Consider the following 21,570-nt stretch of genomic DNA (forward strand, 5'->3'; position numbering starts at 1 on the left):
TCAAACCCCGGTGTTAAAGAAAAGCTCCCATTACTGGAAGACTCAGTTTCGAGATAAATGGGAACGGTTACTATATTTGGAAGAGGGCTGGTGGGGAAATAACTCGTCTTGTTCCATCACCCAGACCCTCGAGACATAAGCCGCTCATCAACGGATGGAAAAACCGCCATCCTTTTGATGGTCGGCTTATGCTGTTCGTGTCTATCGGGGTGATTCCACATTTGAACACTTTCCTATGGCCCTGCACGACGTAGGGTCGATCGACGTTGCCACAGGACGTGGCGACCTTAGTCGATCCTCCTTTTACCATGAGCTTCCTCGCTCGTTTCACTCCCTGCGGGATCTCACCTAGTTCCTTCTCCCATGGGAGTCTCGCTATTTCCCCACCAACCCAGCCACAGGAGAATAACGGACCCTTCCAGAAGAGAAAAATTCTTCTGCTTCATCTCAATTAAATCCTTTTAGGACAAGCTATTGCGGGTAGTTCCATCCTGAAAATGGGCAGAAAACCATATGATTTAATTTTACATCACGCGAAGGATATTTGAAGCCGTTTCGAGCTCCTGATTTAGCAAGGTCCGAAGGGGGATGATGAAGACTCCTGCGGAATAAACATGATCGGGGAGATCCCGCAGGGCTGTTAAGCCCGAGGAAGCTCAGCACATGCCCGCGGAAAGCGAAATCGTCCCCCGAAGGACCTTCACTATAACCCAATATCTCGAAACTGAGTCTTCAAGTAAACGGCCCTTTTGTTTAATAACGTGCGTATGAAATACCTATAATAATGTTCAATGATATGTAATAAAAAGGCAGCTGAGCTGCCTTTTTATTACATATCATGAGAAGTTTTCTGGTTTTGACGGGAATGGTTTTGGTTTTTAACTTTATGGGAGCCCTCTATAGGAGTGCCGTAAGGCTGGTCGGGGCCTGTTGTCAAATTTGGTTTAGTTTGCTGTTTGGGTCCTTTTTTCCTAGGTGACATCGTTTAATCCTCCTTCTTAAACTGAATTTATTTGCGCGTTCTTGCTTCTTCAGGACCTTCCATACCAGTAGCTCCTGGATAACTCAATTGCTGATCTCGGTCAGACTCCACTTTTCTTGATTTTTTTAATTTCTTTTCTTGTCGATCTTTGCCCATATAAATATCCTCCCTTCGCTCTTAGTATGAGAAAAGAGACAGGAGTCATACTCTCCTGTCTCATTGTAATATCTTCTTTATTTCTTTTTAAAGTCATCCAGAAAGTCTTTTTGAAAGCTGGTGGTAACAGTGTTATTTTGAGGAGCAGATAACGATTGGAATGGGTTGTTCCCATATTTTTCAGTTAAATCGTCAATAGCTTTATATAACTTTTCTTTACTTGCATATTGTTCATAATTAAATAAATCAAGCTGCTGAGTAATCTCGGATTTTTCAGCTAAATCTTGAGCAGTTACTCCAAGAAGCCGTATTGGTTCCTGATTCCAATGTTCATCAAAGAGCTGTAAAGACACTTGAAACAAATCCTCGGCTGACTGGATGAATTCCTTTAATTGACGGCTTCTTGTCACCGTTTTTCTGTCGTGGTAACGAATCATAATTTGTACATTCTGCGCGAGCACTTTTTTATTTTTCATACGGACTTCTACCTTATGTGTTAATTTTCTCAACACACTGCGCACTTCCTGATCATCCGTAGTATCTTCGGGTAAAGTAGTAGAAGTACCAATACTTTTAAATTCATGCACTGCATCAGGATCAACAGGGCGCTGATCATCGCCATTCGCACGATTTTGCAGCCGCTCCCCATTAATACCGAGCAGACGCTTTAATTCAAGAACAGGATGTACCGCCAGATCTCCAATTGTTTCTATCTTAACCTTTCTCAGCTTTTCTGCGGTTTTTTCGCCCACTCCATACATTTCTTCAATCGGTAACGGCCATAATTTATTCTCTAAATCTCTTTTTCTTAATATCGTAATTCCCATAGGTTTTTTCATATCTGATGCCATTTTTGCCAGGAATTTATTTGGAGCTATACCTATGCTGCATGGAAGATCAAGTTCTTCTGCAATTCGACGCTGTATCCGCTCCGCAATTTCAGGAGGAGATCCTTGACCCGCGCAATCAGTAATGTCCATGTACCCTTCGTCAATGGAAACAGGCTGAACGAGTGAGGTCACATCTGCAAGAATCTTAAACATCTCTTTCGAAGCCGTACGATATCTTTCAAAATTAGGTCTCATAACCATTAATTCCGGGCATAAACGTCTAGCCTCTCCTACAGGCATTGTTGTTTTTACACCAAATTTTCTTGCCTCATAGCTGCTTGTAACAACAATTCCACGCCTTTCTTCAGGGTTTCCGGCAATCGCAAGCGGCTTCCCTTTCAATTGGGGATCAAATGCCATTTCGACCGAAGCGTAAAAACTGTTCATATCTACATGAAATATGACCCTTCCATTTTTGGGATACCATCTAGACACATTAATCCTTCCTTTTTTCGAACTCTTGTTCTTCTATTGTAACATATTTGAAATAAGGCCAGAACCACAATAACTTTGAAATACTAGCAAAAAAAATCCCGGAATTTAAGTCCGGGATTTTTAACTATTCTCTTATTATTCTGCTGCTTGCTGAATAATTGCTGTTACAAATTCTGCTACTTTCTCCAGTTCCGCAACCGGAATGCGTTCGTTCGTGGTATGAATCTCTTCATAACCTACTGATAAATTGACCGTTGGAACGCCGTAACCAGCAATAATGTTGGCATCACTTCCTCCGCCACTAGTAAGAAGCTTGCTTTCCCTGCCAATCTTAGAAGCAGCTGCCCTGGCGATTTCTACTACCTGGTCGCCTTCCTTTTGCTTGAAGCCTGGATACATGATCTCAACATCCAAATCGACTTCGCCTCCCATTTCTTTAGCTGTTTCTTGGAAGGCTTGCTTCATTTTCTCTACTTGTTCTTGCATCTTTTCAGGAACTAGAGAACGTGCTTCCGCTAATATTTCTACATGGTCGCATACAATATTTGTCTTCTGTCCGCCCTCGAAGCGACCGATATTCGCTGTGGTTTCTTCATCAATACGACCAAGCGGCATCCTGGCGATTGCTTTTGAGGCAAGAGTAATAGCAGAAACCCCTTTTTCAGGTGCGACGCCTGCATGGGCCGTCTTCCCTTTAACCACTGCGTTTATTTTTGCCTGTGTAGGTGCGGCAACGATGATATTTCCGACTGCCCCATCACTATCGATGGCATAACCATATTTAGCTTTTAAAAGTGAACTGTCCAGGGCCTTCGCTCCTACAAGTCCACTTTCTTCTCCAACAGTGATAATGAATTGTAAGTCTCCGTGTTCTACATTCTGTTCTTGTAGGGAACGGATCGCTTCTAGAATTGCTGCTACTCCGGCTTTATCATCCGCTCCGAGTATGGTTGTTCCATCACTTACCACATACCCATCCTTTACGGAAGGATTTACTCCGTTTCCTGGAACCACAGTATCCATGTGTGAAGTAAAATATATAGGGTCTGCTTCTTTTTTAGAGCCTTCTAAATTGCAGATTAAATTGTTTGCTCCGTGACCGGTAATGGATTTTGCATCATCTTCCACTACTTCAAGTCCAAGGTCCTGGAATTTTTTCTTAAGAACTGCTGAAATCTCAGCTTCTGCTCCAGTTTCAGAATCCACCTGGACTAATTCTAAAAATTCTTCAAGCACGCGCTCTTTATTAATCATAACCATTTCATTGTCCTCCTTCGTATGTAAACCATGTCCTCTTAGTACGTTAGCTGAACTAAGAGGTGGTGTCAATTATAGAGGGATGTTTCCGTGTTTTTTATATGGACGGTCTTCTTGTTTATTTTTTAACATATCCAGCGCCTTTATCAATGTAATCCTCGTTTCCCTAGGATCAATTACATCGTCAACCATACCGAGTCCTGCTGCTACATAGGGATTAGCAAACCGCTCCCGGTATTCATCGATCTTGCTTTTCCGTGTTTCTTCAGGGTTTTCACTTTCCTTTATATCTTTGGCAAAAATAATATTCGCTGCGCCTTCAGGTCCCATTACGGCTATTTCTGCATTCGGCCATGCATAAACAAGATCCGCACCAATGGACTTACTGTTTAATGCTACGTAAGCTCCTCCATAGGCCTTACGGGTAATCACTGTCAGTTTTGGAACAGTGGCTTCGGAATATGCATATAAGATCTTCGCTCCATGTCTTATAATGCCGCCGTGTTCCTGTTTGATGCCAGGAAAAAAGCCTGTTACATCTTCGAAAGTAATTAATGGAATATTGAAAGCATCACAGAAGCGAATAAATCGAGAAGCTTTATCGCTGGAATCAATATCAAGACCGCCGGCCATGTATTTAGGCTGGTTACATACGAGTCCCACTGTCTTTCCATTTAAACGAGCAAAGCCTACCACTATATTTTTCGCAAAATCTTTGTGGATTTCAAAGAATGATCCTTTATCGACTACTTCATCAATGATGATCCTTACATCATAAGGGCGCAGCGGATCAAAAGGAATTTTATCCGTTAGGTCAGGTAGATAATCATCTTCTTCCTTTACTTCCGCTTCTGGAGGTTTTTCCTTGTTATTTTGAGGGAGATAGCTGACTAAGTCTTTAACGGCGTCGAGAGCAGCGGCTTCATCTTCCGTCTTTAAATGAGCGTTTCCGCTCAGTGTATTATGAACCTTAGCCCCGCCAAGATCCTCAGAGGATATTTGTTCACCTGTAACTGTTTCAATTACTTTTGGACCGGTTATGAACATTTGAGAGGTTTTTTCTACCATAATGACAAAATCGGTAATGGCAGGTGAGTAAACCGCTCCACCCGCACACGGTCCCATAATAACAGATATTTGAGGAATGACTCCTGAATAAATAGAGTTACGGTAAAAAACTTGGCCGTACCCATCCAGAGAGGATACTCCTTCTTGAATTCTTGCTCCTCCTGAATCATTTAAACCAATGAAAGGCGTGCCGTTTTTAACAGCTAGATCCATTACGGCTGCTATTTTCTTTGCATGCATCTCACCGAGTGCGCCGCCATATACGGTAAAATCCTGAGCAAATAAATAAATATCCCGTCCATCTATCTTTCCAAATCCCGTAACTACTCCTTCGCCAGGAGCTGTCTTTCCATCCATTCCAAAAGCATCATGGCGGTGTTCGATGAATGGATTCAATTCAATAAATGAATCTTCATCAACAAGGTAATCAATCCGTTCTCTCGCTGTCCATTTTCCTTTGTCATGCTGCTTATCTATTCTTTCATCCCCGCCCCCCATTTGGACCTGACGGCGTTTATCGTAAAGTTCATTAATTTTATCGAAAATATCCACAGCTCATCACTCCTTAGACTTTGGTTGGCAAAGCTCATAAAGCACACCATTGGCAGCTTTTGGATGTAGAAAAGCAATTTGGCTTTCATGAGCTCCTGATTTTGGTTCTTCATGAATCAAGGGGATGCCCTGTTGTTTATATTGTTCCAAACGAGTATAAATATCATTGACTTCAAGAGCAATATGATGAATTCCTTCGCCCCTTTTGTTCAAAAAGGATTGTATAGCAGATTGCTCACTAAGAGGCTCAAGCAGTTCAATTCTTGTTTCACCAATATTTAAAAAAGCTACTCTTACTTGCTCGGAATCTACTTCTTCTACAGATTCAAGGTCAATTCCTAGTGTATGCTGATAAAATGGAAGGGTCATGTCAATACTTTCTACGGCAATTCCGATGTGCGCAATCTTTTTAGGTGTTTGCACCGTTTCTTTATGAATCAATTGCTTAATATATACAGCGATCGCATCAGTAGGGGAGCCGCTGGTAAATATCTTAGCCACCCCTTTTGATTCCAAATAGGGGATGTCCTCCGCTGGAATTACCCCGCCTCCGATGACAGGGATATCTGCTGCTTCTTGCTCCTTTAATGCCTCGACCACCTTAGGGAACAACGACTTATGAGCTCCTGACAAGGAAGATAGACCAATAACGTCCACATCTTCTTGTATGGCAGCTCTTGCAATCTGTACAGCCGATTGTCTGAGACCTGTATAAATAACTTCCATTCCGTGATCTCTTAACGCCTGGGCAATTATTAAAGCACCCCGGTCATGGCCATCCAGACCCGGTTTTGCTATTAAAACTCGTATAGGCTTCATCACCATCATCCTTTCCTACATTCCCGTGTATTCACCGAATTCATCACGCATCACGTTTGCGATTTCCCCTACGGTTGCATATGCTTTAACCGCTTCTACAATACAAGGCATGACATTATCGTCTGAACGGGCTGCTTTGCGCAGCTCTGCCAAGCAGGTCTCCACATTGGAATCATCCCTCGTATTTCTAACGTGCTGAGTTTTATCGATTTGTGCTTTTTCAAGAGCTTCATCGACCCTCAATAAATCCTGGTGAATTTCTTCATCTGATTGATATTCATTGAGCCCTACTACAATATCTTCATTGGCCTCCAGTCTTTTCTGAGCATCATATGCAGCTTTATGAATTTCACGCTGCATATAACCTTCCTCAACAGCCTGGACAGCTCCGCCTAATTTTTTAATTCGCTCAATGTATTCGTTAGCTTCCTTTTCAATTTGATCGGTGAGTGCTTCAACATAGTAAGAGCCCCCAAGAGGATCGATCGTATCGGCAACCCCGCTCTCATTCGCTATAATCTGCTGGGTTCTTAGTGCAATTCTGGCGGAATCTTCTGTTGGAAGCGCCAGAGCTTCATCTCTTGAATTTGTATGGAGACTCTGTGTCCCGCCCATAATAGCAGCAAGCGCTTGCAAAGTAACGCGAACAATATTATTGTCCGGCTGCTGGGCAGTCAGAGTACTTCCGCCTGTCTGGGTATGGAATCGCAGCTTCCAGCTTTTAGGGTTCTCTGCTCCGTAATGTTCTTTCATAATTTTGGCCCACATTCTTCTTGCTGCCCTGAATTTAGCCGCTTCTTCGAAAAATTGATTATGAGCATTAAAGAAGAATGCCAGCCTCGGTGCAAACTGGTCCACTTCCAGACCCGCTTCAATGGCTGCATCTACATAAGCCATTCCGTTAGCGAGTGTAAAGGCTACCTCCTGCACCGCTGTAGAACCTGCTTCCCGTATGTGATACCCCGAAATACTGATGGTATTGAATTTGGGCAAATGAGTTTGACAATAAGCAAATATATCAGTGATTAATCTCATTGAAGGCTTTGGCGGATAAATATACGTGCCTCTTGCGATATATTCTTTCAAAATGTCATTTTGAATTGTACCGGTAAGCTTTTCCGGTTTTACTCCTTGTTTTTCCCCGACTGCAATGTACATGGCAAGCAAAATAGAAGCTGGTGCATTGATCGTCATGGATGTGCTGACTTGATCCAAGGGAATCTCATTAAAGAGTTGTTCCATGTCATGAAGAGAATCAATGGCTACTCCTACTTTTCCAACTTCTCCTTCAGCCATTGGATCATCGGAGTCATAGCCTATCTGAGTAGGAAGATCAAAAGCTACTGACAAACCTGTCTGCCCCTGCTTCAGTAAGTATCGGAATCGTTCATTCGTTTCCTCTGCAGAACCAAACCCTGCATATTGACGCATGGTCCAGTAACGGCTGCGGTACATTGTCGGCTGAATTCCCCGCGTGTAAGGGTACTGTCCCGGAAAGCCAATTTCCTCTATGTATTGATCCTCACTTTGGACAGGTTCATATAAACGGTCGATCTCTAATTCTGAACTTGTTATAAATGATGGTTTACGCTCCGGGAACCGTGCCGTAGTTTTTTCGACATCTTTTTCCCACGCTTCTTTGGAATGATTATATTTAGATGAACGGGTCATATTAAAATGCCTCCTCTTATCAGTAAGTCCCTCTCTAGCATACCAGAAATAAAGCGCTTACCTACCTAAAAATTAGTAAAATTCTCATTTATATTGTAATTGATTTCCTGCCCTTGTCCAAATGAATTTTTTTCGATAGAATGTTGTGTAGGATGGAGCAAGAAGGAGGTTAAAAACCTTGGCAGCAAGTAATAAGCAGAATCAACCAACAAAGAAGAAGAAATCCAAACGGGAAAAGCGTACGAAGGCCGTTATTTATTTGATGATACTTTCTATGGTCCTGTCGACTCTTTTAGCTGGTGCTTCTTTTTTCTTATAACCTTTAAGAAAATTAAAAAAACTGCCGGAAGCCTAATAAGCTTCCGGCAGTTTTTTATGTGGCAGGGTTTAGTATTCTGTTCAATCCATCTCTTACCCACGATTCATATAGGCTTTCCATTTCGCTACTGCTCTTCACAATAACCACCTCTGATTCTATGGAAATTAAATCAAACAGCTTTTCCACATCTTTATTCTGAAGACGGATACAGCCAGCCGAGACTGACCTGCCAATTGAATCAGGCCGATTGGTGCCGTGTATTCCGTATATTCTCCCGTCCGTGCCCCGGGCATCAAATCCAATCCACCTCGTCCCTAGTGGGTTTTCTGGAGTTCCACCGGGGATATTCTTTTTTCGATAGTAAGGATCTTTAGCTTTAACTTTGATATGAAATTGGCCTTCCGGGGTCAATTCGGTAGTCCTCCCTATTGCTGCTGACGTGTTGAATATTTCTTTCCCTTTTTCAAAAACAGAAAGTTCATGAGTTGCTTTATTAACTATGATCACTGGGTCTTCACTTATTTGCGGCGGAAGCAGTGGGAGGAACATCATCATGACTAATATCGCCAAATGCATAAGTCTCATCCTCTTTTAGTTCAAGTCTTCCCCTGCCGAAGATGGTTATGCATGAGCTAAAAAGAGCTTTTAAAAATTAAGTACTGTTCAATTTCATTTAAAAGGTGAAAGAGACTAGCCCGGGCTTCAAACTCTTCTCTCGTTTCCGGAAGCTCGTCATCACGGAATTCCTCTTTCATATCATTTAACTGATGCAAAAATAGTACAGCCGTATTCCCAGGATGGACAGCCTCGGCTAGTTCATCAAAGAAATCAGCAATTCTTCCGCCATGTTTAGACGGAGGAGTTATACGGCTAACAAGGGGCAGCATTCGCTGTAATAAATCGAATTGTTTTGTTCGCATATGAAAATAATGATAATGACGATTATGAATCCGTAATAGATGATTTTCTACATCTCGAAAAGCAAGTGATGTAGCTTTCTCCAGAATCTCTTCCGTTTCAGCTATTTCTTTACCTGTCCAGGAATCCCTGCCTTCTCTTAAGTAAGTAGCAATTTCTTTAAGGATAATCCGGAAATTTTCTTCCACTCTTTTCTGATAATCCTCTAGTTTATTCTCTAAACTTGGCATATATAAATTTAATAGTAGAGCAGTACCAATACCTACAATAATTAAAACGATTTCGTTCCATATAATACTCCATCCAATATCACCGGAGATATACAAGTGAAGAATAATAACTGAACTGGTGACGATTCCCTGTGTTAACTTTAACCTTACAGTCACTGGGATAAATGCAAAAAGCATCAAACCAATAGCAATTGGATTAAACCCAATTAGTATCTCAAAGAAAATGTAGGAAAACCCCATGGCTAACAGGCAAGCAGAAAAGCGGTACCAGGAAGTTAGAAAAGAGCGTTTTCGGGTGATTTGAATGCAAAGAATGGTTAAAATTCCAGCTGAAACAAAGTTCTCCAGCTGAAGGAGCTGTGCAATCCAAATGGCGATTGGTGTACCAAGCGCCGTTTTTATCGTCCGATAGCCGATTTTCAAATCTATTATTCACCTCGATACTTGTAATTTATAAAAGGCTCTGATAAACGTTATTGTTGATTTTTACATATGAAGATTTATTACACTATAGGGCCGTTGCTAATAAAGAGAAGGCTGGCTACGGAAAACAACTCGCTTTCCTGCGGCACCCAGCCAATATCGGGTAAACGGCACATTCTAAAAGAGAAGTAAGCGTCCTGAATCAGCCTTAAATACTTATTTTGCGGGGTTTTACACTTAAATACACTAGAACGCTAACAGGTTATCCTCATTTACCAGGCACCTACGTAGAGAGTCGAGCTCCCTATTTCGCAAGGCCCGGAGGGGGACGATAACGACTCCTGTGAGATCAAAATGACAGGGAAGACCCCGGAAGGCGAAGCCTGAGGAGTCCGCGCAGAAGAGGTTCGACTAAGAACGCCACCTCGTATGGCAACGTTGAACAATCCTGCGTCGTGCAGGGCCGGCAAGCGAAACCGTTCCCGCAGGACCTTCCGCTCAACAAATATCTAGAAACAAATTAACACGAAGGTTTAACAGCTCCTCATATTAAAAAAGGGACCTTTGTAAGTACAAAGATCCCTTAGACTTATCATTATACTTCTTCACAATACTCATCAAAGCTGCGCTGAAGCTTACCAATGACTTCCATTGGTTCAAAACCTTCGATATCATGACGTTCGACCATTGTCTGGATTTTTCCATCTTTTAATAGTGCAAATGAAGGTGAGGATGGCGGATAACCTTCAAAATATTCTCTTGCACGGTTAGTTGCTTCCCGATCCTGACCTGCAAAAACAGTAACCAGCTGATCCGGACGTTTGTCATAGTGAATGGCATGAGCTGCGGCCGGACGAGCAATACCTCCAGCGCAACCACAGACAGAATTAATCATAACTAATGTTGTGCCTTCTTTATTTAAAGCTTCATCAACTTCTTCGGGTGTAGTTAATTCGCTGTAACCCGCCTGCCTAATCTCATCACGTGCTTGCGTTACAACGTCGTTCATGAAAATATTAAAATCCATGTAGCATGGCTCCTTTATTAAGTACTAGAGTCATTTTACCAAGATATTCATCGTCTTTCAATCCAATTGAGTTATCTGGAAGAAAAGGATGTACTTATTCGCTCCTTTTTTCTGACTTTATTTATACTTAGTGTTGATCGATCTGCTAAGAAACCCGGGATTTTATTTTCAAGTGACAGACACGACCGGCCAACTTATTGCGGTTTTAAATGGAGAAATTGTCTTAGGGAACCAGGTAAAGTATTAACATACTACTTTATTATGTAAGCAATCTTTATAAGGTCCGTCTATCGCTGATAAATGAAAAAATACTGTTCCCATAGATACAAATTGAATCCATAGGAACAGCTTTCTTATTAATACACTGAAGTATTATCTTCTGACATTTTTTCTAGAATCTCTTTGACGCGTGCAAGGAAATTACCAGCCACTAGTCCGTCCAATACCCTGTGGTCGAGGGAGAGACAGAGGTTAACCATGTCACGTGCCCCGAACATACCATTCTGATATACAGGTTTTTTCACAATAGATTCCACCTGAAGAATAGCTGCCTGCGGATGGTTTATAACACCCATAGATTGTACAGAACCAAATGAACCAGTGTTATTAACAGTAAATGTGCCGCCCTCCATATCTTTGGAAGTCAACTTGCCATCTCTTGCTTTACCAGCTAATTCCGTAATATCTTTAGCAATTCCTTTAATGCTCTTTTCGTCAGCATCGCGGATAACTGGTACAAATAATTGATCTTCTTTAGCTACGGCAATATTTAAGTTAATGGCTTTTCGCTGGATGATCTTGTCTCCGCCCCAGGTGCTGTTCAACTGAGGGTATTCCTTTAATGCTTGTGCTACAGCTTTCACAAAGAAAGCAAAGTAGGTTAAGCTAAATCCTTCTTTTTCTTTAAACTGTTTTTTCTTTGCATTTCGAAGTTCCACCAGATTAGTAACATCCACTTCTACCATCATCCAGGCATGTGGAATTTCGGTTTTAGATTTCACCATATTTGCAGCAATGGCTTTACGAACCCCATTCACCGGAATTTCAATATCCCCTTCACCTGCTTGTACACTGGAAGCGGCAGCAGCTGGGGTTTGTTTTTCAGAAGGAGCCGCGGCCGGCTCAGTAGAAGGCTGCACATTTTCTTCTGAATCTTCCTGGGCTTGTGGAATCTCTCCACTTTCAATAATCTTCTCAATATCTTTTCGAGTGATTCGCCCTCCACGGCCTGATCCTTCAACTTGATTTAAATCAATTTCGTGATCTTGAGCAAGAGTCATTACAGCAGGAGAATAGCGCTTTTTATTCCCTTTATCCTGTTTCGGCTGATCGGACTTTTGGGCAGTAGTCGTTTTCTTCTCATCCGGTTTCTTTTCTTGCTTAACCGGCGCTTCTTCATCTTTAGGTTCCTCCGGCTTTTCTTCAGAAGTCGAGCCTTCTACTTCTATATGGCACATTAAATCACCAACAGCCAGTGTCTCTCCCTCTTCTGCTACAAGCTCTTTTATTACACCAGAAAAGGAAGATGGTACTTCCGCATTCACTTTATCGGTCATAACTTCAGCTATAGGATCATATTTATTTACTTGATCACCTGGCCCAACCAGCCATGTGCTTATGGTCCCTTCTGTGACACTTTCTCCAAGCTGAGGCATATTGATTTTTTCTACGCCCACACGAACTCCTCCTTAATTAAAATTCAGCGAGATCCCGCATCGCTTTTTCTACTTTATCTGGATTCATCATGAAAAACTTCTCCATTGTCGGTGCATAAGGCATGGATGGAATGTCAGGACCTGCAAGACGCTGAACAGGAGCATCAAGATCAAACAAGCAATTTTCACTGATGATCGCTGATACTTCAGATATAATTCCGCCTTCTTTATTATCCTCTGTAACTAAAAGCACCTTTCCTGTCTTGGAAGCAGCTTCGATAATACCTTCCTTATCCAATGGATAGACGGTTCTTAAATCAAGAATATGAGCGTCTATTCCTTCTTCAGCTAACTTTTCAGCAGCCTGTAGGGCAAAGTGCACACATAGGCCGTAAGTTATTACGGTGATATCTGAACCTTCCCTTTTAACATCCGCTTTTCCAATCGGTAACGTATAATCCTCATCAGGAACTTCACCTTTAATCAGCCGGTAGGCGCGCTTATGTTCGAAAAAAAGAACAGGATCATTATCACGGATAGACGCTTTTAACAGCCCTTTAACATCATAAGGAGTTGAAGGCATGACAATCTTTAACCCCGGTTGATTGGCGAAAACAGCTTCTACTGACTGAGAATGATAGAGAGCGCCGTGCACACCCCCGCCGTAAGGTGCACGAATGGTCATCGGTACACTCCAATCGTTATTCGAACGATAACGAGTCTTAGCAGCTTCTGAAATGATCTGGTTTACAGCAGGCATAATAAAGTCAGCAAACTGCATTTCTGCCACAGGTCTCATGCCATACATAGCCGCGCCAATTCCAACTCCTGCAATTGCAGATTCAGCGAGCGGCGTATCTAGAACACGATCTTCCCCAAACTCATCGTAAAGCCCGTCTGTTGCACGGAATACGCCGCCTCGCTTACCGACGTCCTCTCCAAGCACGAAAACTTTATCATCTCGTTTCATTTCTTCTCTCAAAGCCTGTGTTACTGCCTGAATATAAGATATAACTGCCATATTTTATTCCCCCTCCTTACTCTTCATAGACATACTTCATTGCGGACTCTGCATCAGCGTATGAGGCATTTTCAGCATAATCAGTTGCGTCATTGACTATTTGATTAATCTCTTCATTCATTTCCGTTTCTTTTTCTTCGGTCAATATGTTTTGTTCACGTAAGTAATTTGCAAAAGTGACAATCGAATCTTTCTTTTTAGCTTCATCGACTTCTTCTCGTTCCCTGTATGTGCGGTCGTCATCATCACTGGAGTGAGGTGTCAAACGATAGGAAACTGTTTCAATCAGCGTGGGGCCTTCGCCTTTTCTTCCACGGTCTGCAGCGGCTTTAACCGCTTCATAAACGGCTAACGGGTCGTTGCCGTCCACTGTATGCCCCGGCATACCATATCCAATGGCACGGTCAGAAACCTTTTCACAGGCAAGCTGCTTTGAGACAGGTACAGAGATAGCATATTTATTGTTTTCTACCATAAATATAACCGGTAGTTTATGAACGCCCGCGAAATTTGCTCCTTCGTGGAAATCCCCCTGATTGGATGAACCTTCCCCGAAAGTCACAAGCGATACAAAATCTTTCTTTTCCATCTTTCCAGCCAGCGCTATACCTACTGCGTGGGGTACTTGAGTTGTTACTGGAGATGAGCCTGTGACAATTCGGTTTTTCTTCTGTCCAAAGTGACCAGGCATTTGACGTCCACCTGAATTCGGATCCTCGGCTTTTGCAAAACCTGAAAGCATCAAGTCTTGAGGAGTCATTCCAAAAGAAAGGACAACTCCCATATCCCGGTAGTAAGGCAGGGCATAGTCTTTAGTTCGGTCAAGGGCATAAGAAGCACCTACTTGGGCAGCCTCTTGACCCTGACATGAAATAACAAAAGGAATTTTACCTGCTCGGTTCAATAGCCACATTCTTTCATCAATCTTTCTTGCCATAAGCATGGTACGGAACATGTCTAACACTTCTTCATCACTAAGTCCTAATGATTTATGGCGGTTTTCAGCCATGTTTTCGCCTCCTTTATTCCTTATCCGTGGATTTGGTTACCATCTACGGCCATAGCTGCTTCTCCTATCGCTTCAGCAAGCGTTGGATGTGGATGAATACTCTCAGCAATTTCCCATGGAGTGGCATCCAGTACTTTCGCGAGACCTGCTTCAGAGATCATATCCGTTACGTGCGGACCAACCATATGAACTCCTAATAGATCATCTGTATCTTTATCAGCAATAATTTTTACGAACCCATCAGTTTCTCCAAAGACCAGAGCTTTACCGATAGCCTGAAACGGAAACTTTCCAACCTTCACATTATAATTCTCATCTTTAGCCTGCTGTTCCGTCAAACCTACACTCGCTACTTCAGGACTTGAATAAATGCAAGTGGGAACATGATTATAGTTCATCGTGTGAGGATTTTGATTAGCCATGTGTTCAACGGCTGTGATCCCTTCATGAGAAGCAACATGAGCAAGCTGCATACCTCCGATTACATCCCCAATCGCATAAATATGACTTTCTTTTGTTTGGTAATAAGAATTCGTCTGAATTACGCCATCTTCAACCACTATGTCTGTATTTTCCAGACCAATATTTGTAACGTTGGCAGATCGTCCCACTGAGACAAGCATGCGCTCAGCTTCATAAGTAACCGCTTCGCCATCTACTTCCGCCTGAATGGAAATACCGTCTTCTTTGTTAAGCGTATCCGGCATTACTTTGGCACTTGTGACAATATTAATTCCTTTTTTCTTCATTTGTTTTTGCATTTCTTTGACCACATCTTGATCTTCTGTCGGTAAGATCTGCGGCATATATTCAAGTACGGTCACTTTGACTCCGAAATCTGATAGCATGGAGGCCCATTCGATTCCTATGACTCCCCCGCCTACAATCACAATGGAAGATGGTAATTCCTCCATATAAAGCGCTTCATCTGATGTCATTACCTGCTTTCCGTCAACCTCCAGGCCTGGTAAAGATTTAGGGCTTGATCCGGTAGCTATTAATACATTTTTAGGAATTAACATTTCATTTTCTTCTCCATTATTCATCTCCACAGAGATCGTTCCAGCGGTTGGGGAGAATATAGAAGGTCCTAAAATTCTTCCCAACCCTTCAAAGATGTCAATTTTACCTTTTTTCATTAAACCTTGCACACCATTATGTAGGGTGTCTACAATTGACTGTTTACGCTCTTGAACCTTAGTGAAATCAAGGGTAGGTTCTTGGACAGTTACTCCAAAATCTCCTGCTTCTTTCGTCTGGCGAAAAACCTCTGCACTTCTGAGCAAAGCTTTCGATGGAATACACCCGCGATGAAGGCAAGTCCCTCCAAGTTCGCGTTTCTCTACAATTGCTACTTTAAGTCCAAGTTTCGAAGCACGGATAGCTGCAACGTATCCGCCTGTTCCGCCTCCGAGAACGACTAAATCATATTCTTCAGCCATGTGGACTCTCCTTCCTATTCTATAAAATTAGGATACTGTTTTGGAACTTCCTCGTGATTCAGTATCCGTAAAGTGCCTTCGTTTAACGCTTCTAATTCATTCTCACCTGGGTAAACAAGTACATCAGCAATCCAGTGAATTCGTTTCGATATTTCTTCCACGAACTTTTTCCCGTAAGCAAGACCGCCAGTGAGGGCAATCGCATCTACTTTTCCTTCCAGCGCCGCACTCATGCTGCCTATTTCTTTAGCGATCTGGTAAGCCATCGCTTCGTAAACAAGTTTAGCTTTGCGGTCACCATGCTGAACCATTTTTTCTACTTCTCTAGCATCGTTTGTATCTAAGTAGGCCATTAATCCACCTTGTCCTACCAACTTCTTCATGACTTCATCTCTGTAGTATTGCCCTGAAAAACAAAGAGATACCAGATCCCCCGCAGGAACCGTTCCTGCCCTCTCCGGTGAAAAAGGGCCATCTCCATGCAGACCATTATTAACATCAATCACACGGCCATTGGCATGGGCGCCAACAGTAATGCCTCCACCCATATGAGTAATGATTAAGCGGGTGTCTTTATAGGGAGTTTCCAAGTCTCTTGCAGCACGCCTGGCCACTGCCTTCTGGTTCAAAGCGTGGAAAATGCTTTTACGAGGAATTTCAGGAACCCCTGAGACCCGGGCAATATCCTGAAGCTCATCGACTACAACAGGATCAACAATGTAAGCTCCAATATTTAACCCTTTTGCGATTTCATTAGCTATTATTCCACCCAGATTTGAGGCGTGTTCACCATTGTAGCCGTTTTTTAAATCCTCAAGCATAGCTTCATTGACTTCATATGTGCCTCCTTCAATAGGACGAAGCAGACCGCCTCTTCCACAGACAGCACTCAACTTGCTAATATTAATCCCTTCTTGATCTAATTCATCAAGAATGACTTGCTTTCTGAATTCGTATTGGTCAATGATTTTATTAAATTGGCTGATCTCTTCAGGCTGATGCCTGATGGTTTTTTCAAAAATAGCTTCTTCATCGTCAAAGACGCCGATCTTTGTTGACGTAGAGCCAGGATTAATTACTAGTATGCGATGATTTAGCAATGTCTTTGACCTCCAAACCCGTACTTATTTCCTACTTAAAATGTGATGGCCGTTTTGCAGAAACTGGCTGCGGGATCGACGCAGACGTTCAATGCGTTCTTCTGCCATGCGGTCGGCTGCTCTATAAGTAGGTATGTTATCACGACGGGAAATTTCAAATACGCGGGAGACATTGTCATAAATTGTTTCTACACGCTTCATAGCTCGCTCTTTATTATACCCGTGAAGTTCATCAGCTACATTAATTACTCCACCTGCATTGATGACGTAATCTGGTGTATAAACCACGCCTTTTTCGTGGAGAAGATCGCCATGGGATGTATCTTTCAACTGATTATTGGCCGCACCAGCAATGACTTTCGCCTTTAACTGCGGAATGGTTTCATCATTAATGGTCGCACCCAAAGCACAAGGAGCGTAGATATCACAGTCCACACCATATATATCGTCAGTCTCCACCGCTTCAGCACCGAATTCATCTACAGCCCGCTGAACAGCTTCCTTATTAATATCTGTGACGATTAAATGGGCTCCCTCTTCATGTAAGTGACGGCAAAGTGTGAAGGCAACATTTCCTACGCCTTGTACGGCAACCGTTTTGCCTTCTAATGAATCACTGCCGAAACCTTCTTTTGCGGCTGCTTTCATTCCTCTGTAAACACCATAAGCTGTTACTGGAGAAGGGTTTCCCGAGGAGCCAAATGCTGGGGATATACCTGTTACGTAATCTGTTTCTTCGTGGATTAGATCCATATCCTGTACCGTTGTTCCTACGTCTTCAGCTGTAATGTAGCGCCCGTTTAAACCCTGAATGAAACGGCCGAATGCACGGAACATTTCTTCATTCTTTTCTGTCTTCGGATCTCCGATGATTACTGTTTTGCCTCCGCCGAGATTCAATCCTGCAGCTGCATTTTTGTAAGTCATCCCTTTGGCTAAGCGGAGAGCATCCTCAATCGCATCTTCCTCAGAAGCGTAGGTCCACATACGTGTTCCGCCAAGAGCCGGCCCTAGAGTAGTATCATGAATAGCAATAATAGCTTTCAAACCGGATTGCTCATCCTGACAGAATAATAGTTGTTCGTAATCGTATTCCTTCATATAGTTAAATATTTGCATTGTTATTTCCTCCTATTGTTTGCTGGACTGTAATGCCAGTGCTAATGAATAAACCTTGCTCTCTGCTGAATCAGCGCGTGAGGTCAATACAATTGGTGCTTTTGCTCCACTTATAACGGCAGCAACTTTGGCGTTAGCGAAATACATAAAAGACTTATATAAAGCATTCGCCACTTCTATCGTGGGTACCATTAAAATATCTGCCTGTCCAGCAACTTCAGACTGGACCCCTTTTTGTTCAGCGGCTTTCTTATCAACGGCGTTATCAAAGGCCAGCGGTCCATCCACGATACAATTGCTGATCTGTCCCCGCCGGTTCATTTGGGTTAGTATAGCAGCATCCTCGGTAGCCGGCATAGCTGGATTAACCACTTCTACAGCAGTAAGCGCAGCAACCTTTGGAAGATTCCAGCCTGCTAAGCTTGCTACTTCTACTGCGTTATTAATAATCTGAACCTTTTCCTGCAGGGTAGGAGCAATGTTCATAGCTGCATCAGTCAAAAAAATTAACTTTTCCCTTCCTGGCACTTCAAATAGCGCAACGTGAGATAAAACACCCCCGGCTCTAAGACCATAGTTTTTATCCAGCACCGCTTTAAGCAGCGTTTTAGTATCTACATTCCCTTTCATTACAACGTGGGCTTCTTTATTATGCACGGCCTTTACGGCTTCACTTGCAGCGTGTTCACGCGCACAATTCAGTAAGGTAATCCCTTCATCTTTAAGATCTATATTCATCTTTTCCGCAAGTGTTGTAATAGCTTCCTTGTCTCCAGTAAGAAGAAACCTTCCAATTCCAAGCTCTCGTGTTTTCTTAACCGCTCTCAAGACTTCTTCATCTTCAGCTTGCGCTACGGCAACGGTTTTTAACTCTAATCGATTCACTTGTTCCACCATTTGATCTAAGGTTTTCATACATTCACCTCTTCCTAATGAATTATGCAAGTTTCGTGCCAGCCCAGTGTGCCCACCTAAATGTACGTATTAATAAGAATTTACTCTGCAATTTTTTTCATTTATGAATATTCTTGCATGCTATTTTTATCTAATTTATATTTTTCCAATTTATAATAGAAATTTCGTATGGATATGCCGAGCGCTTTTGCTGTCTGCGTCTTATTGAAGTCATGAGCCCTGAAAGCATCTGCTAGCAGCCTCTTTTCATATTCATCTACGGCTTGCTGCAGAGTTTCCCCCAGCCACTGATTCCCTGGTATATTAGTACCCGGATCTGCAGTAGATTTTTTTGCTAGGTTCGGTATATGTTCAGGAAGAATAATTTCTTCTAAATGATCCATATAAATCATGGCTCGTCCAATGATATTTTCGAGTTCCCTTACATTTCCTGGCCAACTGTACGCTTCTAATTGCTGAAAAGCTCGCTCATCAATAGATGTCACATGCCTGCCATAATCTTCATTCAGCTTTTGAATAAGATGCTCAGATAAAAGTTTTAAATCTTCTATCCTCTCCCTCAAAGGAGGGATGTAAATGGGGAGACGATTTAAACGATAATAAAGATCCTCACGAAAAGATTTATTCATGATCGCTTTTTCTAAATTCATATTCGTAGCAGCAATTACGCGTACATCAATATGTACAGGCTTAGTACCGCCCACTCTTAGAATTTCCTTCTCTTGTAGAACCCGAAGCAGTTTTGCTTGCATAGGTAAGGTTAGTTCTCCAATTTCATCTAAGAAAATGCTGCCAGAGTTCGCTTCTTCAAAAAGACCTTTCTTACCCCCGCGCTTGGCCCCTGAAAAAGCTCCATCTTCATAGCCGAACAATTCACTCTCTAACAAGGTCTCAGCTATAGAAGCACAATTAACACGGATAAACTTATTATGGCGCCTCTCACTCTCATTATGAATGGCATGAGCAAAAAGTTCTTTACCAGTTCCAGATTCCCCTCGCAGTAAAACAGTAGCTGGTGTTCTGGCTCCCACTTTTGCCTGCTCCAAAGCAAGTGTCATCTCTGAAGACTCACCGATTATGTCGTCAAACGTGTACTTCGCTTCAAGACTTCTTATAATCTGGCGAGCCCTTCTGAGTTCACTTGTTAAAGACTGGATTTCTGTTACATCATGAAGAACACCCACACTACCTTTTAATTTTCCATCTACAATGACTGGAGCTACATTTACTAGAACATCCTTTTTATGAGGTCCCACTTTCATCCTGACCCCCCGGACCGGACGCCTTGTTTTCAGGACCTTCATATGCATACTTTCCCCTTCATAGATATCCACCGTGGCAGGTTTACCTACGATTTCGTCTTCTGATAACCCTGTAATCCTTGAATAAGCGGGGTTCACCATTAAACCGCTTCCATTTTCATCCACCACTGAAATAGCTTCATCAGACGATTGAATGATAGCTTCAAGCATTGTTTTAACTTCTTTTAAGTCGGTAATTTCTTCTGCCAGATCTACTACTTCTGTTATGTCCTGAAAAACAGCATATGCCCCTATGACTTTCCCGCCTGGACCAATCATTGGAATCCTTGTCGTAATGACTTTCTTCCCATTTTCCAGGCTAAGTTTCTGGTTCACTTCTTTTTCCCGTGATTTTAATAACTGAGGAAGCCTCGAAGCCGGTATAATCTCCTGGATAGACCTGTCGAGGACGGCCTCCTTGTCCATACCCAAAATTTGTTCGGCACTGCGATTTACAAAAGAGACTTTGGCATCAGGTGTAATTACAATCATTCCATCGTGAATGCTGTTTAAAATAAGATGCTGATTCTCTGTCTGACGCTTCAATTCTTGAACGAGTGCTTCTTTTTCTTCAAGCAACTCTGAGGTAATATAAGCAACCGAGCCCGGAATAACAACCGTTCTCTGATTTCGTCGAGTTCTGATCTCTTCAAATACCCCATCGTTTCCCGTGGCTTCAATTACTATATCTATATTTTTATGTATAAAATCCTGCCAATGAGCGCCTGTTGGAATATGGTAGGACTCTGCTAACCTGAGCCCATTCGCTTCCTGGTTAATATCTGTCACCGCTACAATTTTCATACGATCTGTTTCATTCAGTAGTTTCAACAGGGCTGTTCCACCTTTGCCTGCTCCGACAATCAATACACGTTTCATTATTATCACACCCTGCAATAATTTGCGCATCTTCATCCTACCCTATTATGCACTTTTTAGCAAGCATGATTGTATTCCCACATCCTACTGCATTTGATATACTAAATAATGATTGTTAGAAAAGGAGAAACTAACTATGCGCTTAATTGCTTTACTACTATTAGCCACTCCAGGAATCATTGCGGTTTATGGCATAAAATTAATGCGGGATGCATTATTTGGCGAATTTCACCCTATATTTTTTCACATAGCATTACAAGGAGCTGCCGGTCTTCTATTTTTCTTGGGAGGACTTGCTTTTATTGGCGGATTTATTCTGCATCGTGACAGGAAAAGAAATCTTACTAAAGGTCGCTTTGACCAAAATCGTAGTTCGAAATGA

At 42.3% G+C, this 21,570-nt stretch carries 20 protein-coding genes; 2 read left to right on the top strand and 18 right to left on the bottom strand.

Going from position 1 to position 21,570, the window contains the following annotated elements; translation table 11 throughout:
- Positions 1 to 829: 829 nt before the first annotated feature.
- The 7 genes from ACTWPM_RS00325 to ACTWPM_RS00355 all read right to left on the bottom strand — a co-directional run bounded on the left by ACTWPM_RS00325 (position 830) and on the right by ACTWPM_RS00355 (position 7,830).
- Positions 830 to 982, bottom strand: a complete 153-nt coding sequence (locus ACTWPM_RS00325; RefSeq protein ID WP_443131080.1) for a small acid-soluble spore protein P — start codon at positions 980 to 982, stop codon at positions 830 to 832.
- Between the two features lie 27 nt (positions 983 to 1,009).
- A complete protein-coding gene (locus ACTWPM_RS00330) occupies positions 1,010 to 1,138 on the bottom strand; it encodes a YpzI family protein (RefSeq protein WP_443131081.1) in 129 nt (42 codons plus the stop codon).
- A 77-nt stretch (positions 1,139 to 1,215) separates the two neighbouring features.
- Positions 1,216 to 2,463, bottom strand: coding sequence for a DNA polymerase IV (locus ACTWPM_RS00335; RefSeq protein ID WP_443131082.1), 1,248 nt, complete (start codon positions 2,461 to 2,463; stop codon positions 1,216 to 1,218).
- 135 nt (positions 2,464 to 2,598) lie between these two features.
- Positions 2,599 to 3,717 (bottom strand): M20/M25/M40 family metallo-hydrolase, encoded by a 1,119-nt coding sequence (locus ACTWPM_RS00340; protein WP_443131316.1) that lies wholly within the window; start codon positions 3,715 to 3,717, stop codon positions 2,599 to 2,601.
- A 75-nt stretch (positions 3,718 to 3,792) separates the two neighbouring features.
- Positions 3,793 to 5,340, bottom strand: coding sequence for an acyl-CoA carboxylase subunit beta (locus ACTWPM_RS00345; RefSeq protein WP_443131083.1), 1,548 nt, complete (start codon positions 5,338 to 5,340; stop codon positions 3,793 to 3,795).
- 6 nt (positions 5,341 to 5,346) lie between these two features.
- The gene (mce, locus tag ACTWPM_RS00350) at positions 5,347 to 6,159 is read right to left on the bottom strand and encodes a methylmalonyl-CoA epimerase (protein WP_443131084.1); all 813 of its coding nucleotides are present in this window, start codon (positions 6,157 to 6,159) and stop codon (positions 5,347 to 5,349) included.
- Positions 6,160 to 6,174: 15 nt separating this feature from the next.
- Positions 6,175 to 7,830: an acyl-CoA mutase large subunit family protein gene (locus ACTWPM_RS00355; protein ID WP_443131085.1), complete on the bottom strand. Its 1,656-nt coding sequence runs from the start codon at positions 7,828 to 7,830 to the stop codon at positions 6,175 to 6,177.
- Positions 7,831 to 8,008: 178 nt separating this feature from the next.
- On the opposite strand from ACTWPM_RS00355, the gene prli42 reads away from it, so the two are divergent.
- The gene (prli42, locus tag ACTWPM_RS00360) at positions 8,009 to 8,149 is read left to right on the top strand and encodes a stressosome-associated protein Prli42 (protein ID WP_443131086.1); all 141 of its coding nucleotides are present in this window, start codon (positions 8,009 to 8,011) and stop codon (positions 8,147 to 8,149) included.
- A gap of 54 nt (positions 8,150 to 8,203) precedes the next feature.
- Here prli42 and ACTWPM_RS00365 read toward each other — a convergent pair whose 3' ends face one another.
- The 11 genes from ACTWPM_RS00365 to ACTWPM_RS00415 form a co-directional block, all read right to left on the bottom strand.
- Positions 8,204 to 8,725, bottom strand: coding sequence for a L,D-transpeptidase (locus ACTWPM_RS00365; RefSeq protein WP_443131087.1), 522 nt, complete (start codon positions 8,723 to 8,725; stop codon positions 8,204 to 8,206).
- 56 nt (positions 8,726 to 8,781) lie between these two features.
- Positions 8,782 to 9,720 (bottom strand): aromatic acid exporter family protein, encoded by a 939-nt coding sequence (locus tag ACTWPM_RS00370; RefSeq protein ID WP_443131088.1) that lies wholly within the window; start codon positions 9,718 to 9,720, stop codon positions 8,782 to 8,784.
- A 595-nt stretch (positions 9,721 to 10,315) separates the two neighbouring features.
- Positions 10,316 to 10,747, bottom strand: a complete 432-nt coding sequence (locus ACTWPM_RS00375; protein ID WP_443131089.1) for a BrxA/BrxB family bacilliredoxin — start codon at positions 10,745 to 10,747, stop codon at positions 10,316 to 10,318.
- A 356-nt stretch (positions 10,748 to 11,103) separates the two neighbouring features.
- Positions 11,104 to 12,423 carry a dihydrolipoamide acetyltransferase family protein gene (locus ACTWPM_RS00380; RefSeq protein ID WP_443131090.1) on the bottom strand — a complete coding sequence of 440 codons (1,320 nt, stop codon included), beginning with the start codon at positions 12,421 to 12,423 and terminating at the stop codon, positions 11,104 to 11,106.
- Between the two features lie 16 nt (positions 12,424 to 12,439).
- Positions 12,440 to 13,423 (bottom strand): alpha-ketoacid dehydrogenase subunit beta, encoded by a 984-nt coding sequence (locus tag ACTWPM_RS00385; protein WP_443131091.1) that lies wholly within the window; start codon positions 13,421 to 13,423, stop codon positions 12,440 to 12,442.
- A 16-nt stretch (positions 13,424 to 13,439) separates the two neighbouring features.
- Positions 13,440 to 14,432: a thiamine pyrophosphate-dependent dehydrogenase E1 component subunit alpha gene (locus ACTWPM_RS00390; protein ID WP_443131092.1), complete on the bottom strand. Its 993-nt coding sequence runs from the start codon at positions 14,430 to 14,432 to the stop codon at positions 13,440 to 13,442.
- Positions 14,433 to 14,452: 20 nt separating this feature from the next.
- The gene (gene lpdA, locus ACTWPM_RS00395; protein WP_443131093.1) at positions 14,453 to 15,874 is read right to left on the bottom strand and encodes a dihydrolipoyl dehydrogenase; all 1,422 of its coding nucleotides are present in this window, start codon (positions 15,872 to 15,874) and stop codon (positions 14,453 to 14,455) included.
- A 14-nt stretch (positions 15,875 to 15,888) separates the two neighbouring features.
- On the bottom strand, positions 15,889 to 16,974 hold the full coding sequence (gene buk, locus ACTWPM_RS00400; protein WP_443131094.1) for a butyrate kinase: 1,086 nt from the start codon (positions 16,972 to 16,974) through the stop codon (positions 15,889 to 15,891).
- A 24-nt stretch (positions 16,975 to 16,998) separates the two neighbouring features.
- A complete protein-coding gene (gene bcd, locus ACTWPM_RS00405; protein WP_014643692.1) occupies positions 16,999 to 18,093 on the bottom strand; it encodes a branched-chain amino acid dehydrogenase in 1,095 nt (364 codons plus the stop codon).
- Positions 18,094 to 18,105: 12 nt separating this feature from the next.
- Positions 18,106 to 19,008: a phosphate butyryltransferase gene (gene yqiS, locus ACTWPM_RS00410; RefSeq protein ID WP_443131095.1), complete on the bottom strand. Its 903-nt coding sequence runs from the start codon at positions 19,006 to 19,008 to the stop codon at positions 18,106 to 18,108.
- Between the two features lie 101 nt (positions 19,009 to 19,109).
- On the bottom strand, positions 19,110 to 21,188 hold the full coding sequence (locus tag ACTWPM_RS00415; RefSeq protein ID WP_443131096.1) for a sigma 54-interacting transcriptional regulator: 2,079 nt from the start codon (positions 21,186 to 21,188) through the stop codon (positions 19,110 to 19,112).
- A 136-nt stretch (positions 21,189 to 21,324) separates the two neighbouring features.
- Here ACTWPM_RS00415 and ACTWPM_RS00420 point away from each other — a divergent pair, with 136 nt between their 5' ends.
- A complete protein-coding gene (locus ACTWPM_RS00420; RefSeq protein ID WP_443131097.1) occupies positions 21,325 to 21,570 on the top strand; it encodes a DUF2627 domain-containing protein in 246 nt (81 codons plus the stop codon).

This window comes from Halobacillus sp. K22, from assembly GCF_052246795.1.
Classification (GTDB): Bacteria; Bacillota; Bacilli; order Bacillales; family Halobacillaceae; genus Halobacillus.